Annotated in this window: 9 protein-coding genes and 4 pseudogenes; 4 read left to right on the top strand and 9 right to left on the bottom strand. The window is 70.0% G+C overall.

Annotated elements, in window-relative coordinates:
* Positions 1 to 83: 83 nt before the first annotated feature.
* Both ABZ826_RS28660 and ABZ826_RS28655 read left to right on the top strand, forming a co-directional pair.
* A pseudogene (locus ABZ826_RS28660) lies at positions 84 to 536 on the top strand (VWA-like domain-containing protein); the annotation flags it as partial.
* A 189-nt stretch (positions 537 to 725) separates the two neighbouring features.
* Positions 726 to 1766 (top strand): Scr1 family TA system antitoxin-like transcriptional regulator, encoded by a 1041-nt coding sequence (locus ABZ826_RS28655; protein ID WP_361454348.1) that lies wholly within the window; start codon positions 726 to 728, stop codon positions 1764 to 1766.
* A 143-nt stretch (positions 1767 to 1909) separates the two neighbouring features.
* Here ABZ826_RS28655 and ABZ826_RS28650 read toward each other — a convergent pair whose 3' ends face one another.
* Positions 1910 to 2917: a LysR family transcriptional regulator gene (locus ABZ826_RS28650; protein ID WP_361454345.1), complete on the bottom strand. Its 1008-nt coding sequence runs from the start codon at positions 2915 to 2917 to the stop codon at positions 1910 to 1912.
* Positions 2918 to 3442: 525 nt separating this feature from the next.
* Here ABZ826_RS28650 and ABZ826_RS28645 point away from each other — a divergent pair.
* Together ABZ826_RS28645 and ABZ826_RS28640 are read left to right on the top strand one after the other, a co-directional pair.
* Positions 3443 to 3898: a hypothetical protein gene (locus ABZ826_RS28645; RefSeq protein WP_361454342.1), complete on the top strand. Its 456-nt coding sequence runs from the start codon at positions 3443 to 3445 to the stop codon at positions 3896 to 3898.
* Positions 3899 to 4039: 141 nt separating this feature from the next.
* Positions 4040 to 4916 (top strand): annotated as a pseudogene (locus ABZ826_RS28640) (alpha/beta fold hydrolase).
* A 119-nt stretch (positions 4917 to 5035) separates the two neighbouring features.
* Here the strand turns inward: ABZ826_RS28640 and fxsT are convergent.
* The 8 genes and pseudogenes from fxsT to ABZ826_RS28600 form a co-directional block, all read right to left on the bottom strand.
* Positions 5036 to 8795, bottom strand: a pseudogene (fxsT, locus tag ABZ826_RS28635) (FxSxx-COOH system tetratricopeptide repeat protein).
* Positions 8779 to 10134 carry an FxsC protein gene (gene fsxC / locus ABZ826_RS28630; protein WP_361454367.1) on the bottom strand — a complete coding sequence of 452 codons (1356 nt, stop codon included), beginning with the start codon at positions 10132 to 10134 and terminating at the stop codon, positions 8779 to 8781. The pseudogene fxsT and the gene fsxC overlap by 17 nt, the downstream one beginning before the upstream one ends.
* A 95-nt stretch (positions 10135 to 10229) precedes the next feature.
* Positions 10230 to 10673, bottom strand: coding sequence for a hypothetical protein (locus tag ABZ826_RS28625; protein ID WP_361454339.1), 444 nt, complete (start codon positions 10671 to 10673; stop codon positions 10230 to 10232).
* Positions 10674 to 10881: 208 nt separating this feature from the next.
* Entirely contained in the window at positions 10882 to 11784 is a 903-nt protein-coding gene (locus ABZ826_RS28620) for a S1 family peptidase (RefSeq protein WP_361454336.1), read from the bottom strand.
* Positions 11785 to 12052: 268 nt separating this feature from the next.
* Positions 12053 to 12868 (bottom strand): DUF1684 domain-containing protein, encoded by an 816-nt coding sequence (locus ABZ826_RS28615; protein WP_361454333.1) that lies wholly within the window; start codon positions 12866 to 12868, stop codon positions 12053 to 12055.
* 4 nt (positions 12869 to 12872) lie between these two features.
* Positions 12873 to 13532, bottom strand: a pseudogene (locus ABZ826_RS28610) (LLM class flavin-dependent oxidoreductase); the annotation flags it as partial.
* Between the two features lie 184 nt (positions 13533 to 13716).
* Entirely contained in the window at positions 13717 to 15573 is a 1857-nt protein-coding gene (locus ABZ826_RS28605; protein WP_361454330.1) for an FAD/NAD(P)-binding protein, read from the bottom strand.
* Complete coding sequence (locus ABZ826_RS28600; protein WP_361454327.1) at positions 15570 to 16436, bottom strand: amino acid ABC transporter permease; 867 nt, start codon at positions 16434 to 16436, stop codon at positions 15570 to 15572. The genes ABZ826_RS28605 and ABZ826_RS28600 overlap by 4 nt, the downstream gene beginning before the upstream one ends.
* Between the last annotated feature and the right edge of the window lie 248 nt (positions 16437 to 16684).

The raw sequence follows: 16684 nt of genomic DNA, 5'->3' as shown, positions 1-16684 counted from the left end.
GAGCCATGAATCCCACCGCAAGACCGCACGAGCCAACACCGTCGAGGACTACATCGCAGCGTAATCAACCGGCCACCCGACAGGCTCTGAGGCGCAGACCGCCCCGGGTCGCCGTGGTCATCGACACCTCCGCGTCGGTCAGCGACACCGAACTGGGCAGCGCGCTCCTGGAGGTTGCCGCGATCTCCCGTGCGGTCGGCGGCCGTCGCGACCTGATCACCGTCCTTCCGTGCGACGCGGCGGCCCGGGTCGCGCATCCGCTGTGCCATGCCGAGGGAATCCCGCTGGTGGGCGGCGGGGGCACGGATCTGCGCTCGGGCTTCGCCAGGGCCCTCCGGATGCAGCCGCGGCCCGATGTCGTCGTGGTCCTGACCGATGGCCAGACCCCCTGGCCGAGCACACAGCCGCCGTGCCGGACGGTGGTGGGCCTGTTTCCCCGGCCGTGGGACGAGGGCGACGATCCCCACTACGTCCCGGGCTCCCCGCCCGGGTGGGCGCGAACGGTCGTCATCGGCGCGGATCCCGGGAGACGGTGAACCCGCGGCCGGTGCCGCCGGCCGGTCGTACGGGTCCTGTACGGGTGCCGTACGGGGCGAACGCCGTGTCCCTGGATAGGGCAATTCCGTTGAACCTTGCCCAGCCGTAGTGGGGTTGAGGAGCCAGCGCTACGGGACTGCGGGCGGGTCGGGACGGTGGCGGGAAAGGGCGTGAGGGCAATGCGGGATATGCGGAACAGTCGCGCGACGAAGCCGAAGGAGGAGAACAGCGAGCTGCCGGGCGTGGGGGTCGCCTACGGAATACTCCTCCAACACCTGTGGAATCGGGCTGGGTTGACACAGCAGGCGTTGGGGGATGCCATCGGCTACTCCATGGAACAGGTCGCCTCGGTCGAGCAGGGACGACGCCCGGCGAAGGAGGAGTTCACCGTCGTGGCGGACCGGGTGCTGTCCGCGGGCGGGGTACTGGAAGTGCTCCAGGCCGAGGTGGACCGGGCCAAACTGCCGAAGTTCTTCCGTAACTTCGCCCTCATCGAGGCGGAGGTGTTGAGCCGCTTCTCGTACGACCCGCTGCTGGTGCCGGGCCTGCTGCAGACGAAGGCGTACGCGCGTGCCGTGTTCGGCGGCCACTGTCCGCCGTTCAGCGAAGAAATCATCGACCAGCACACGGAAGCGCGTCTGAGCAGGCAGAAGCTGCTGACGCGGGACCCGTCGGCGGAGTTGTCGTTCATCATCGGGAAGGAGGCGCTGCGCGACCCTGTGGGCGACAGCAACGTGATGCGCGATCAGTGGCAACGCCTGCTGGAGGTTGGCAGATTGCGCAATGTCGAGATTCAGATCATGCCGGCCGGGCTGGGGTTCCATCCCGGAAAGAACGGGCCGTTCGTAACGGTTCAGACGAAGGAATTCCGGCACCTCGGCTACTTCGAGTCACAAGGCGTCGGATGTGTCGTCGGTGATCCGACAGAGATCAGCTCGTTCGGGTTGCGATATGGCAAGCTGCGATCGCAGGCCCTGAACGTCGAGGCGTCTGCGGCTCATCGAACGGCTGGTGGGAGAGACATGAGCGTGGAGCAGGTATCCGAGAGCGTCGACGAACTGTACTGGTTCAAGAGCAGCTACAGCGGATCGGACGGCGGCGACTGCGTGGAGGTGGCTGCCGACGCCGGTGCGGTGTACGTACGGGACTCGAAGGCCGCGGGTGCCGGACCGGTACTGCGGGTCGGTCAGGGCGAGTGGGCGGCGTTCGTCGGGCTCGCGCGCGGGTAGTCCCGGCAAGGCGCCCTGAACGGAACAACGGGCTCGTCCGCATCAGTACAGGTGATGCGGGCGAGCCCGTTGTCATGCGGAGGCCGGAGAGCAGGTCTACGCCGGGCGGGACTTCGCGGACACGCCCTCGCAGGGCAGTACGCCTACGGCCTGCCCGGCGTGCGACGCGAGGGTGAGAGCGGAGGTACCTCGGTGGGGTCGTACAGCGTACGGACTGTGATGTCGCCTTTCGTGTGTCCGGCGACGGTCGCCGCCTCGGCGTGGTCACGGGCCGCCTGCTGCAACACGTCGGCCACCACCCGGGCGGCCGCGGCGGTGGCGCCGGGGCCGGTGCGGTGGAGCGTCCGGGTGATCTGGCTGCCGGTGACGGGCAACGCCGTCACCGTCACCTGCTCCAGCTGGGCGGCGAAATGCGCGGGCAGGACCGCGGCCCCGATCTGCCCGGCCAGCAGCGCCTGGACGGCGATCATGTGGTCGGCCAGGTGCTCGACCGACGGCACGACCCCGTGGACGCCCGCGAACCGGGCGAAGGCGCGACCGCGAGCGGAGTGCGCCGGGGCGCTGATCCATGGACGGCCGGAGAGTTCGGCGGCGGCGGTCGGCTCGCCCCAGGCGGCCGGGACGACCACACGGTAGTAGTCCTCGCTGAGCACCTGCGCCCGTACCGAGGGCGGCAGCGGCAGCGCGGTGTCCCGGTCGTCGGTGATGACCAGGACGTGCAGCTCGCCCAGCCGCAGCTGTTGCAGGCCGTTCGCCGGCCCGGCCTCCACGAACCTCGGCTCGACCCGCGGATGCGACCGGGCCAGCAGCCGCAGCGCCCGGACCGCGACCCGGGCCAGCACCCACGATGTCGCCCCGATCGCCACCGGCCCCTGGATCACCTGCTGGTTCACCGAACCCAGCTGCTGTGCCGCGCGAGTGAGTTCCTGGCCGATGCGGTCCCCGGTGGCGGCGAGCGTCCGTCCGGCCGCGGTGAGTTCCAGCCGGGTGCCCGAGCGGTCGACCAGCGGAAGGCCCACTTCTCTTTCCAGGCTGGCCAGTTGCTGCGAGACCGCCGAACGCGTAAGGCCGAGCAGGCGCGCCGCCGGGGCGAGGCCGCCGCTCCGCGCGATCGCGCTCAGGACCAGCAGGCGCCTGGGGTCGAGGTCCATGCGCGCCACCCTCCTCCGTGTCGGGGGATGTACCACGAACTGTACCGACGCACCGCCAGTGCCTCTGTCGAGGGGGGTTAAGCATCGCTGTGCAACGGGGCTGCCTCGCGGCCGTGCGGCTGCGAGACTCACCGATATCCCGAGGGCTTCGGCGGCACCCACCCTGGCACAGGCATGTCCGAAGCCCGGTCATGTCCCGTTCACAAGGAGGCTGCACATGGCCAGTTCCGTTCCGAAGCGCGTCCGAGTGTCGTCCGCCCCGCGTCCCGGTCGTCCCGGTCGTCCCGCTGCCGCGCTGGCCGTGGTCTGCGCCCTGCTGGGACTGCCCTGGTCTCGGCCTGCGGCCCTTCCGTCGACTCGTCCGACGGCCCTGCCGCCCCCACTGCCCGGAGCGGGCCCTCCGGCGGCGGCACCAACGGAAACAGCGGCGACAACGAGAACAACGGGAACAGCGGCAGCTCGTGGGCGCTCAGTGCCCCGCAGGTCGCGGCCGGCTATCCGCAGGGTCAGCCACCGGCGGACACGGTGCGGAGGTTCAACGACGACACCCGGAAGAACGCCGCGCGTCTCGGCGTGTCCGGCACACCGGTACGCGCCTACTACGACGACCGGGCGGACGGCGCGTGGATCTTCTACACGGGGGTCACCGGCAGCGGCTTCGAGCCCGACCACCTGCACGACATCCTCAACCAGCTCCCGGCGGTCCACGACGACGACGCCGGCGACCGGGCCACCACCAGCGCCATCGACGCCGAGCCCGGCCCGCACGGCGGCCGGGCGATCTGTAACACCGTCCTCCTCCAGACCGACATGCTCGCCACAGCGGTCTCCACCTGCTCCTGGTTCACTCCGACCACCGCCGCCGGCATCACCCTCATCCCGAAGACCGACGGCACCGGCACCAAGCTCGGCTTCACCGCCGCCGATGCCGCCCCGATCATGCGGGCGATCCGCGCCGAGGTCGAGGTCCCACGGCAGTAGCGCCGTCGACCGGCACCGGACGGAATGACGAACGCGCCCCCGAAGACCTCCACGGTTCCCCAACGCACCATCACGATAAGTGTTCTGATGAGTCATCATCGAATCGGGCGGGAAAAGTCGGGCACACGGAGGAGGCACGGAGTGCGTAGTCGGGTGCGCGCAACGGACGGGCGGCATCTGGTGGTGGAGCGTCTCGGTGATCCCCGTGGCAGACCGGTCTTCCTCCTGCACGGAATGCCCGGCAGCAGGCTCGGTCCGGCTCCGCGCGGCATGGTGCTGTACCAGCGCAAGACACAGCTCATCACCTACGACCGGCCGGGATACGGCGAATCCGACCGGCTGCCTGGCCGCTGTGTCGCCGACGCCGTCCAGGACGTACGGGCCATCGCCGACCACCTCGGGCTGGAGCGGTTCGCCGTGGCGGGCCGGTCCGGTGGCGCCCCGCACGCCCTGGCCTGTGCAGCGATGATGCCGGAGCGGGTGACCCGTACCGCCGCGCTGGTCGGGCTGGCCCCCTGGGGCGCCGACGGGCTCGACTGGTTCGACGGGATGGCCGCCTCCAATGTGCTGGCGTACTCCACCGCGGCAGCCGATCCGGACGGGCTCGTGGAGTCGTTCATCTCACGGTCCGCGGTGATCAGGAAGAACCCGGTCCGGCTCATCGACGACCTGCGCCGGGAGCTGACCGACTCCGACCGGATGGTGGTCAACGACGCCGGGGTCCGCACCATGCTGCTGCGCAACTACCCTGAGGGACTGCACACTTCGGCATGGGGGCTGGATCGACGACGCGATCGCCTTCAGCCGGCCCTGGGGCTTCGACCCCGCGGACATCACGGGTCCGGTGCTGCTGTGGCACGGCGAGAAGGACGTGTTCTCGCCGGTGGGCCACTCCCGCTGGCTGGCCGAGCGCATCCCCAACTCCACCGTCGTGGTGGAGCCGGCGGCCGCGCACTTCGACGCACTGCACGCCCTGCCCGGCATCCTCAACTGGCTGCTGGACCCATCTGTCAGGTGAGTACCGGGAGAAACGGGAGCGTCCGGTGACGGCCGGACGCTCCCGCGCCCTCAGAGCCTGTCGGGCGGCCTTCGATCGGACGGCGGACACGGTCTGGTGCGTGCGATTCAAAGGCGCCCTCAGACCTGCATCGGCTCCAGTTCGCGCTCGAACCGGCTCTCGTTCCGGGCGATCCGGGTCATCGGGTGGTCGTCGCCGAGTTGCCTGGCAAGCTCGTCCCCCGTCTCCGCCCGCAGCCGCGACGCCTCGTCCTTGCGGTCCATCGCATCGAGCGTGACCGCCATGTTGGACATCATGGCCAGGGTCTCGGGATGGTGCGCCCCGAGGACGCGCCTGAGCTGTCCTGCCACCTTCCGTTCGGCCGTCGCGTTGGCCAGATTCATGACGCAGAACAGGGTGTTGGGGTGCTCCTGCCCGTACACCTCCCGCATCGACGCGACCACCCGGGTCAGCACCTGTTCCGGCTGCTCCACCGCGCCGACGCCCAGTTGGTAGACGGCGAGATTGTTCAGGGCGGCGAGGGTGTACGGGTGCTTCTCGCCCGGCACCTTCATGTACTGGTCGACGACCTCCTGTGCCGTGTCCTTGGCCTCGGTCGCCTCGCCCGCCGCGTACAGGTCCGCCGCGAGGTTGAGGTCACAGGCGAGCCATTCCGGGTTGGCGGCGGTGTACTTGGCCCGGTACCGGGCCCGGGTGGCCACCGTGAGCCTGCGGGCGTCCTCCAGCCTGCCCGCCCGGCGCAACGACACCGCCAGGCTCTTCGCCGCGCTCAGCGTGCCGGGGAAGGCCCGGCCGAGTGTGGCCTTGTAGCTGTCGTACGTACGGCTGAGGATGCCGACGGAATCCTCGTACCGTCCGACGTCACGCAGGTCGCGGGCCAGGTTCATGGTCGAGGAGAGGCTGTACGGGTGCTCCGCGCCGAGCACCTCGACCCGGCGGTCGAAGACGTCCTGGTCGATCTCCCTGGCCCTGGCGTACTGCCCGATCGACCGCAGGGTGAAAGCCAGGTTGTTGGCCGCCGCCAGGGTCCTGGGGTGGGAATCGTGGAAGATCTGGTTGAACCCGTCGGTGGCCTCGGTCGCCAGCTCGATCGACCTGGTGTACTCGCCGAGCGTGCCGAGGTCCGTCGCCAGGCTGCTGGTGCTCATGTACGTGTGCGGATGCTCCGGGCCCAAGACCTCCCGCTGCGTCGCCAGGGTGATCTCGTCGAGTTCCCTCGCCTCCATGTAACGGCCGTGCGAGCGGTAGATGTTGGAGAGGCGGAAGCAGAGGTAGAGGTACTGGATGTCCCGCTCCCCCAGCGTCTCCTTCCAGATGGCGCGCAGCTCCTCGCAGAGCGCGGCGGCGGTCCTGAAGTCACCTCGCTTCCAGAGGTAGCGGACCCGGTCGATCAACAGCCTGCGGGGCTCGGGCTCCTTGCAGTTGCGTGCGTCGGACGGCCCGAGGTGCGGCCAGATGGTGGCGAACTGCGGCCAGGTCGAGGGGTTGTCGATCGGTTCGTCGTCGTCGGGCTGGGCGCCGGCCAGAATGCGGTGGACGGCGTGCCGGGCGTCCTGCTGCTCCTGCTCGCTGAGCTGCGCCCGGATGACGGCCTGGACGAGCCGGTGCACCTGGATGGAGTTGGAGACCTGGTCGACCTTGGCGAGGGCGAACCGGCCGATCTCCCGGATGACCCGGCCCAGCACCAGCTTCTCCTGGAGCGAGGCGTCGTACGGCTTCAGCGCCTCGATCATCTCCTTGCTGTAGAGGAGACTCCCCGAGATCGGCTCGGGAGCGAAGAAGGCACAGAGCTGGAGCAGCCGCACCGCGGCGGGGGAACGCTCCTTGAGTCGTTGGATGGAGATGTTCCAGGTCGCGGCGACCGGCTCCGGGTAACCGGCCGGCTGGTTGAGCGCCAGGACCTCGGGGGCCTGCTGCGCCAGCTGTTCGAGATAGGTGTCGATCGGGGTGGCGGTCTCCGCGATCCAGGCCGCCGCCTGTTCGACGGCGAGCGGCAGGTCACCGACCGCGGTGGCCACCTGGGCGGCGTCCTCGTCGCTCAGCTGAGCCGCTCGGGGTCGTCGGCGTTGTCGAAGACCAGCAGCCAGCGGTCCGAGGGCACGCCGCACCGCAGCAGGTCCACGGCCTCCTGGGAGGCGGCCGCCATGTCGTCGCCGCCCTGGGCACCGAGCCGCACGGCCAGCTCGGCGAGAGAGGCCACCACGTCGTCGGTCTGCTCGGACGATATCCACCAGACCAGGTCGTAGTCCGCCATGAAGCGGTGTACGTACTCCAGGGCGACCTGGGTCTTGCCGACACCGCCGAGTCCGTACAGGGTCTGCGGCTGGGGCAGTACGACGGCCATGCCGCCACCGAGCTGGTCACGCATCCGTTCCAGGACCAGGGAGCGGCCGGTGAAGCCGGGGTTGCGCGGCGGCGCGTTCCAGATCCTGGGGACGGTGCCGGGGAACCGCGGTCCGGGCGCCACGCCGTCGGTGAGCTGTACGGGCCGGTCCAGGGCGCGCAGCAGGGCGGCGGTGGCATGCACCTCGTCGAGCCGGAAGAGATCGACGGGGTTGCGGTCGATGTAGGGCGCGGACAGCCGCACGTCACCGACCCTGAGCGCAGCAGATGGCGTCGGCCGCCGCCGGGATCCTCCGCCACGGCCCGGTCCCAGAGGTTCACCGCGCGCTGTGACTTGAGGTAGGCGCTGGAGAGCAGCACCACGGTTCGGGCGGCGTTCTCGTTGCCGACGGCGGTCGGTTCCGCGGCCTCCCGCTCGGCGGACACATCGCGCGGTACGGCACGGAACCCGGCCCGGGTGAGCACGGATTCGATCCAGTCGGCCCACATCCGGTTCTCCGCCACGTAGCTGAGGAAGAGATCGGCGGGCAGCGCGGGCCTGCGCCGGGTGAACGCGTCACGGATGCGCAGCCGTACCTCTTCGCCGACCGGTGGCATCGAGGTGATCTGCTGGTCGGTGATGACGGCGGTGAGCCGCTCGAAGGCCGAGAGCAGCGAGTTGGTGAGCCCGGCCTCGTCGCCGAAGGTGGCGAGGGTCTCCTCGTACGCGTAGTAGGGGCGGTAGGGAATCTCCACCGCGCCCCAGTAGGCGGTGAGTTCGTCGCCGGACAGGTCGCGCGGCAGCCGGTCGAACTTCAGCCGGGCCAGCGCCCGCCCGGCATCGGCCTTCTCCTTCTCGCCCTCGTCGATGCGCATCGGGACCGGGAAGATGGAGATGGGGCGGCCGGTGTAGCGCTCGGAGATCTGCCGGGCGACCGAGGCGGCGCCGTCGATGGACTGGTCGCTGAGGGTGAAGCAGTCGACGAGGACGTCGGGCAGGTGGACGGTGCAGATGTCGGCGATGTCGCTGAGGCCGGTCCGGCTGTCGATCAGGACGTAGTCGTAGTTGTCCTTCATGTCGTCGCGCAGGGCGTCGAAGAAGTGGCCGCCGCCGAGCCGGTCGTAGAAGTTGTCCCAGTCGAAGGTGGAGACGGTCGCGGAGTATTCGCGGTTCTGTCGTCCGGCGGAGACGAAGTCGAGGGTGCCGCCGTGTGGGAACTCCCAGCCGAGCCCCTCGGGTGTGAGGGACACGGCGTGCGGCTGGATGCGGGCGTAGTCGCGGTGCCAGTCGTCGGCGCGCTGGACGGGGCTGGTCGCCGCCCACGCGTACTCGGTGATCAGATCGATGACGCCGGTGGTGGCGCCGAGTGTCGACGGGTCGAGGAACGGGTGGAAGAAACGGTGGAGCCCCGGTGCCTCCAGGTCCCAGTCGACGGCCAGTACCCGTTTTCCGTTGGCGGCGAGTATCCAGGCGGTGTTGGCCAGGGCCATGGTCCGCCCGGTGCCGCCCTTGTACGAGTAGAAGGTGACGATGCGCCCGTCACGACCGGCTGTCATCCGTGTCCTCCGCATCCGTCGCAGGGTCATGTGTCTCGGGGATGTAGTGCGTCTGCGCCATCGGCCCCATCAGCCGGGTCCGTTCGGTGTGTCCGCCTCCGGTGGCGGGCGGGTAGACCGCCGCGTGCCTGAGATACTGCTGGGCCGCCGCCTCGACCACCTGCGGCAGGATCTGCCCGAAGGCCTCCATGCTGGGTACGCCCTTGGCGGCGCCCCGGCAGTAGGCCCGCCCCTGGCGCATCTTGGTCGGCATGGTCTGTTCGAGCTTCTCGGTCAGCTCGGCCTCGGCTGCCCGGCTCTCGTGGTCCTCGCGGTTCCACGGCACGACCATGGTCACCCAGGGGCGGTTCTCGGCGTCGAAGGCGGCGAGCCGCCGGCGCCGGTCCTCGTCCTGCAGGGCCCAGCGGTCGACGAGCAGGATCTCCGGCCTGCTGGGCGGTTGTTTGCCCTCCGGATGCCCCGACTCCTCGTCGAAGGAGGAGATGGTGGCCTGGTAGTTGAGGGAGCGCACCAGGTCCTCGGCGACATAGGCCAGGGGGCGCGCGGCGGCCGGGTGGTAGGGGTTCCAGTCCTGCGGATTGTCGCCGTAGTAGTCGGCGTTGCGCCCCTCGGGCAGATCGTGCCGGGTGGGGGCCGCGATGGTCACCTGCATGGGGCGGGGGCCGCCGACCCCGCTGTTCGGCGGGCCGAAGGCGCTGGGCGCCAGCCGGTAGTCGACGGGACGGCCGGTGCCGATCCTTATGGTGTCCGCGACGTTGACGATGCGCTTGGCGAGTTCGTACACCGCGCGCTCGTATTCCTCGGCGAAGAGCCTGAGTTTGATCAGTCCGTAGAGTCCGTCGCTGACGTAACGATCTCCGAAGTCACGGTGGTTGAACTGTAACCGTTCTGCGGGGCCCGGGAGTTGACTCGGCGGCACCGGTACCCAGAGCGCCGGGACGATCGCCTCGGCCGGCCGATTGGAGCGGGCCCGGTAGTGAATGGCGCGCTGCGCGAAGGCGTACCACTCCTTGCCGCACATCTCACTGGCGAAGTAACGCGGCGAGAACAACGGTACGAAGACCCGGCAGGTGGCGAGCACCTCGCCGAGCCGCTCCGACCAGCCCTCGCCGGACCGTATCTCGCGGTCGATGAACCCGGCGGGCGCGCCGGCGGGCAGATCGGTCATGGCCATCACATGGCCGCAGAGATCCTGGAAGAGCCGCTCGACCCACATATCGGGGTCCGTTCCACCGCCGTACCCCGGTGTATGCGCATAACTCAAGAAGAAGTACGGCCGATGGTCCGCCGCTCGCTGCTGCGTTGTTGCGTGCACACGACCCCCGTCCTGTGTGAGCACCCGCACCCGAGAAGTGAAGGCGAGGAGCGGACGTTGCTCCACCCCCATGGCGTTCGGTCATTCAACGCCGGTTTTCAGTCATACGTTCTTCGGGTTCAGTCGATCATTTTCTTGATCGAATACGTCACGATGTCGCCCGTGCCGCCGAGGCCGCGGGCCGGCCTTCCGTCCCACACGGCGAGCAGCCGGTCGCAGTGGTCGGCGATGTAGGCGCCCGCCGCGAAGTACGCCTCGTCGGTCGAGTGCGGGTAGCCCAGCCGGACCTCCCGGACCGCCCGGCCCTTGAGGGCCCGGTAGCGGGCGAGTTCGGCCGCGTCGGCGAAACAGGATTCGTAGTCGCCGCTCGGGATGACCACGGTCAGATCCGCCCCGCAGGCCAGGGCGAGGTCGGCGAAGAGCTGGTCGGCTCCCACCGCGAGGCTGGAGAGAGCCTCCAAGGAGCCTTCGAGGCCGCAGAGCGCCGCCCGTAACCCGGCCAGCACATGGGCATGGGCCTCCTGCGGAATGCTGCGATGGCCGGTCACTCCGATGCGTTTCATGGACCTGGAACCCCCTGAAGTGTCTGCGGGGGACCCGGAAGGCATCCCTCCGGAAGGCACAGCATCCCCCCCGTTTGCTCCTGCGTGACCGACCTGCCCCACATTCTCACAAAAGATGCGGGGTGAACGGGAGCCCCCGCCCGAATCCGGGCGGGGGCTCCGTCTCGGCCGACTGCTTGCTCCAGGGCCGGACCGGGGTGTTGGAGTGTCAGTTGAGGGTGACCCCGTACGCGCTGAGTGCCTCGGTGACCGGCTGGAAGTACGTGGTGCCACCGGAGCTGCAGTTGCCGCTGCCGCCCGAGGTGAGACCGATCGCCTTCGAGCCGGAGTAGAGCGGACCGCCGGAGTCGCCGGGCTCCGCACACACGTTGGTCTTGATCAGGCCGTAGACGATCTCGCCGTTACCGTAGTTGACCGTGGCGTTGAGGCCCGTGACGCTGCCACTGTGGATGCCGGTGGTGGAGCCGCGGCGGGTGACGGACATGCCGGTCGTGGCGTTGGCCGCTCCGGTGATGGTGACGCTGCCGACGGTGCCCGGGTGGGCGAGCGAGGCATTGTCGTACCGCACCAGGCCGTAGTCATTGGTCGGGAAGCTGGATCCGACCGTCGGGCCGATGCTCGTCGAGTTGGCGGAGTTGGTGTACCAGGGCGGATTGCCGTCGGTGCAGTGACCGGCCGTCAGAAAGTAGTAGGTGTTGCCACTGTGGACGTTGAAGCCGAGGGAGCAGCGCCAGCCGGGGGCGTAGATCGCGTCGCCGCCGGAGAGCAGCTTGCTGAGCTTTCCGGAGGTGCGCTCGATCCGCAGCGCGCCGGCGTTGGCTCCGACGGACTGCTTGATCTGCTTGATCTCGGCCTGCGAGACCGTGCTGTCCGCAGTGACCACGAGGGAATCGGTCGCCGGGTCGATGCTCCAGGCGGTCCCCGCCACATCGGCGCCGAGCACGGCGTCGCTCGCGGCGGAGAGCTGCTTGGCGCTGAAGGTGGTGGGGGCGGTGTCGGCCTGGGCGCTGGGGACGGCGAGTGCGGCGACGGCGACGAGGCCTGCTGCGACGGCGACAGCCCTGCTGCGTCTCGCGGTGCCGCTGAGGGGGGTGGTGCGCTTGATCCTCACTTTTCATTCCTCCCGAGGGGAAGTCGGGGGTCCGCCCGTGGGGTGGTCGGGCCCGTGAGGCGCAGTCGTCGGCACGGCGGCATACCCGCCCGCGGTGCGGAATGCCGTGCTCCTGACAAGCGCTGCTCGGGAGTATTCAAGGCGTCAACTTCTGGCGCAAGAGGGCCTTCTGGCCTGAACTTGTGGTGTCACACCGCGAGGCCCCGGCAGCCCGTGGTGCTTTCCAGGGGCTGCCGGGGCCTTTGTCCTGCGGCGATGTGGCGGAGTGTCAGCCGTCGATTCGGTTCCGCTCGCCCGCCTCGACGGCGACGGGAAGGGTGTTGCCGAGCGGCGGGAAGGGGCAGATGAAGTGGTCCGCGAAGGCGCAGGGCGGCAACAGCGCGCGGTTGAGGTCCACCGTCACGCTGCCGTCCTCGGCCGGGGCCGCGGGCCGCAGGAACCGGAAGCGGTAGCTGCTGTTCCCACTGGTGGCATCCGCGAAGACCGCCCAGAGCGATCCATCGGGCTCGACCGCGACCTGCAGCGTGTGCCGGGCGCCGTCGAGCTCGAACGCGATCTCACCGCCGAGCCCGAGGCCGCGCTCGACCCCGTCGGCGTTCTCGACCCGGACCGTACGGGCGGTGTCGTACGGGCGGAAGGTGCCCGGCAGCGCCCAGCGAGCCTCGTACGGGGTGGCCTCGATGGCCCGGAAGGCACGCCGCGCCGGCGAGCCAGGGTCGAAGTCCCGTACTGCCCAGAGTCCTTCGCGGCTCAGCACGACCAGCCGCCGCTCGCCGTGCGCGACGCGGGACTCGCCGATCGGGCCGCGGTCGGCGGTGAGGCGCACCTGGCCGGTGAAGGGCCGGCCGTCGAGGGTCAGGCCGTCTGCGGCAATGGCGCTGAGCAGCAGCTCCTCGCCGTCCTCCCGCCACTGTCCGGGCACCCCCGGAATGTAGCCTTCCGGGTAGTCGGAGAGCCAGTGGGTGCCGGTGAGGGAGAGCGGTCCGTACGGCGCGGACACCGTGGCTGTGCGCTCCTCGTGCCAGTGCTTCCAGTCCTGTGCCGCCTGACCCGAATCGTGCGGCTGGTGTGTTTCCGTGCTCATGCGTTCAACCCTTCCACACCGGTTCTCCCCCTTCGAGGGCGTAACGGTTGGCGGGACGGGCCAGCCCCAGGTGCTCGCGCAGGGTGCCACCGGGACAGAAGGTGCGGAACAGGCTGCGGTGCTGGAGCAGGGCCACGGTGCCGTTGACGATGCGTTCGAGGTCGCGCCCGGGGGTGATGGGCGTGAGGTGGAAGCCGTCCACCGCTCCCCCGCGGTGCCACCGGGTGATCAGTTCGGCGAGGTCGACCGGACCGCCTCGGTAGTAGGAGCCGCCGGCGGCGAGCGGGGGTCCGCTCTCCAGTCCGGGTTCCGGGGCGGTCTCGGCGTCGCCGAGGTCGACGGTGAGCGCGACCAGGACCCGGAGGGCGCCGGGATCGCGTCCGTGCGCCGCGGCGCGCCGGCGCAGATCGGCGCCGATCACGGCGGCCCGCTCGGGGGAGGTGGCCCGGACGAGGACGACATCGGCGTGGCGGGCCGCGGTCTCCCTCGCCGGGCCACCGGTCCCGTCGACGACCGTGACCGGGTGGCCCTGTGGAGGCCGGGGCACGATGGCCGGGCCGCGTACCGAGAAGGAGGCGCCCTCGAAGTCGACGTGGTGCAGCTTGTCGCGGTCGATGAAACGTCCGGTGGCGACGTCCCGGATCTCCGCGTCGTCCTCCCAGCTGCCCCAGTGGCGTACGGGGACGACGGTGAGCGCGTCGTGGTCGGCGACGGCGGGCGCGGCGACGTGTGGTCCTGTCGCCTTGTCGACGGGTGGATCGCTGGTGAGGGACATGAGGGGTCCTTGAACTGCGAGGGTACGGGGGTGGGGTGAGTGCTTCCGTGGGTGCTTCCGCGCGGAGCCGCGGTCAGGCGCCGAGGGGGCCGTCGCTACAGGCGAGGTCCCGGAGGAAGGCGAGCGCCGTGCGTGCGGTGGCGTCGTTCTGCCGGAAGGCCGGGCCGCCGGTGCGAGGCCGGGTGAACGCTCCGCCGGCGCGAGCGGTGGTGAACGGGCCGAGCGCGAAGCGGCGCGGGTGCGGATGTCCGTCCCGGCCCAGGATCCGGCCGTCGTCGGGGTCCACGGAGAGCAGCCCGGTGTCGGTGGCGGCGGCCCCGTCCTCGTACAGTTCCCGGAGCAGGCTGCTGCGGGTGCGTTCCAGCGAGGGGTCGGGCAGCCGGGCCTCGACCAGGGCGCGGGCCTCGATCGACTCCCCCGGCACGGTGGCGCTGCCGGCCCGGAAGACGCCCCGGCGTTCATCGGCCTCGACGGTCATTCCGGCACCGAGGAAGCGGACGACGCCGGCCCGGGAGAGCGCGAGGAGCTGACGCAGCCGGGGGCCCGGCGGTCCTGAGGCGAGGTAGCTGAAGAAGCCGTGCCACCAGCCGCCGATGTCGCCGAGCCGGATCAACTGCCCGTAGGCGGAGAGGAGTCCGAGGAAGACGGCGAGATCCGGGCTGTGGCCGGGGTCGTGGCGGCGTTCCAGGTCCGCGGAGATGTAGGCGCGCAGCCCTTCCTGGAGCGCGTCGTACGAAGGGTGGCGCACCCCGTCCAGCGGGCGGTCGAGCGCTTCGAGGTCGAGCCGGTCGGCGGGGTCGGGTACGGCTGCCGCCACGAGGGCGCGCAGCTCGGGGCCGGCCGGATCCGCGGTGGCGTACTTCGCCTCGAAATCGTGCCAGTCGATGGTGGTCCGCTCGGGGTGGGCGGTGAAAAGCCGGTGGTAGTGGGCGTAGCCGAGCTCCTTGTCGACATGTGGCCACACATCGCGCCGGAAATCGAGCGGCTCGTCCGTCTTCAGCAGTGCCTCGGTCCGGTCCGGGCCCAGGAAGCGTGGCAGCAAAGGTCGTTCGCCCTGCCAGCCGTAGCCGATCTTGGAGTGGTACGGAACGCCCCGGCGCGATCCGATGTGCAGCACCGGTTCCCTTCCGGACGGCTCGTACTCGCCGTTCTCGTAGCGCCCGCCACGGCCCTCGGTGAGCAGCACCATCAGATCGACGAAGGCGAGTCCGAAGCCCCGGACGATGACGGGTTCGCCCGCGGGCAGCCCGGTCAGATCGGTGTCGGCGGTGAAGTCGGGCGGCAGGTGGACGAGTCCGTGCCGTTGCGCAAAGTCGGCCAACTCGACCTGCTCCGGATCCGGTTCGGCGTCCAGGTGGCCGATGGTGACTGCGACGAGGTCGGCGAGGAGCGGCTTGTCGACCCCCTCCAGCCAGACGCTCTGACGCCCTTCGCGCGGACCACTCACCCGCACGGCCCTGCCCCGGTGCCAGTGGACGGTGACGCCTTCGGGGAGCGCGGCCACGGCCTGCTCGTACACCCAGCGCAGATAGACGCTCTGCAGCCGCCGGCTCGGAAAGTCCTGCCCTTCCAACGCCTTGATCTCGCACAGGAGTTCGGGTTCCGGCACCGCTTGTTCCGAGAGCGTCAGACGTCCGTCCCGGATGTCCGCCGCCCAGGTGTGCAGCGCGGGCCCCGGACGTACCGGCCCCTCCAGCCGGACAGTGTCGTCGGTGAACATCGTGACGTCCTCGGCCATGGAGTTCATCCAGAGCAGCGGCGACTGGTCGTGCCGCCAGATCCGCCCGCCGCCGGGCGGGTGGGGGTCCACGAGATGGATGTCCAGCAGGCAACCCTCGTACAGGCCGGGGAGGTTGGCGGCGATGCGCTCGATCAGGCCGGTGCCGCGCGGTCCGGCGCCGATGACGACGAGCGCCGGTGTCCGGCTCATCGGGCACCGGCCGCGCCGCGCGCGTAGTGCCGCTCGATGCAGTGCTGGCCGATGCTGAGCAGCGAGGTCACGAGGGCGTACCAGAGGGTGGCGACCAGCAGCAGGGGGATGACCTGGTAGGTGCGGTGGTACACGAGCTGTACCGAGTACAGCAGGTCCTGTACGGCGATGATGCTGACGATCGAGGTGCCCTTGAGGCTGCCGATCAGTATGTTCCCGGCGGGCGGGACGATGGAGCGCATCGCCTGGGGCAGCACGACCCGGCGGAGCCGGCGCCAGGGCTTGAGGCCGAGCGACTGGGCGGCCTCGATCTGTCCGCGTTCGACGGAGAGGATGCCACCGCGGACGACTTCGGCGGCATACGCGGCCTCGTGCAGGGTGAGCCCGATGACGGCGACCGTGACGGGGCCGAGGAGGTTGACCGTGCGTACGCCGAGGATCTCCGGGTAGAGCGCGCCGATGTTGAACCAGAACAGCAGCTGGACCAGGATCGGGGTGGACCTGAAGAGCCAGATGTATTCCCAACCCGCCGCCTGCAGGACACGGTTGTCGGAGAGCCTGAGGACGGCGAGCAGGGTACCGAGGGCGAAGCCGAGCACCATGACCAGTGCCGTCAGCCAGAGAGTGAGGCCGAGGCCCCGCAGGACGGCGGTGGTGGTGAAGTACTCGGCGACGACGTCCCACTGGAAGGCGTCGTTTCGGATGACGGAGTTCAGGGCCAGGGCGAGGAGCGCCAGGGCGACAACTGCCCCTGCCCACTGCCCTGTTCGGCGTGCCGGGACGATCCTGAGGCGGTCGGTCCGCTCGCTCTTCGCGAGTGGGTCGGGCAGGGCGGAGGCGAGGGTGTCTGTCTGCGCGGACATGCGAGGGCTCCGTGGATGCAGAGATCGAACACGGGGCGCGTCTTCAGCAGGAACACAACGCGGACCGGGCCCCTCAGCGCCGGTCCGCTTCCGAGATAAACGCTGTCCACCGCGCGTTGTCAAGCTTGTCCACACTGTGAGCCGTACGTCTCAGTTCAGTTGACGGACCACCGGATGCCTGTTCCGCTGGGGCCATGCATTCGCAGCAGTGGCTGGTCAAGCGCTCCCACATCGACTTCGGTCGCGTG

Source organism: Streptomyces sp. NPDC047515 (genome assembly GCF_040643055.1).
Classification (GTDB): domain Bacteria; phylum Actinomycetota; class Actinomycetes; order Streptomycetales; family Streptomycetaceae; genus Streptomyces.
The sequence above is the reverse complement of the archived record's forward strand: the minus strand, read 5'-3'. Positions and strand labels throughout refer to the sequence as shown.

Bases quoted from the DNA above. Each gene is read 5' to 3' on its own strand.
- ABZ826_RS28655 (WP_361454348.1), top strand. From the start codon at position 726: ATGCGGAACAGTCGCGCGACGAAGCCGAAGGAGGAGAACAGCGAGCTG.
- ABZ826_RS28650 (WP_361454345.1), bottom strand. From the start codon at position 2,917: ATGGACCTCGACCCCAGGCGCCTGCTGGTCCTGAGCGCGATCGCGCGG.
- ABZ826_RS28625 (WP_361454339.1), bottom strand. From the start codon at position 10,673: ATGAAACGCATCGGAGTGACCGGCCATCGCAGCATTCCGCAGGAGGCC.
- ABZ826_RS28615 (WP_361454333.1), bottom strand. From the start codon at position 12,868: ATGAGCACGGAAACACACCAGCCGCACGATTCGGGTCAGGCGGCACAG.
- ABZ826_RS28605 (WP_361454330.1), bottom strand. From the start codon at position 15,573: ATGAGCCGGACACCGGCGCTCGTCGTCATCGGCGCCGGACCGCGCGGC.
- ABZ826_RS28600 (WP_361454327.1), bottom strand. From the start codon at position 16,436: ATGTCCGCGCAGACAGACACCCTCGCCTCCGCCCTGCCCGACCCACTC.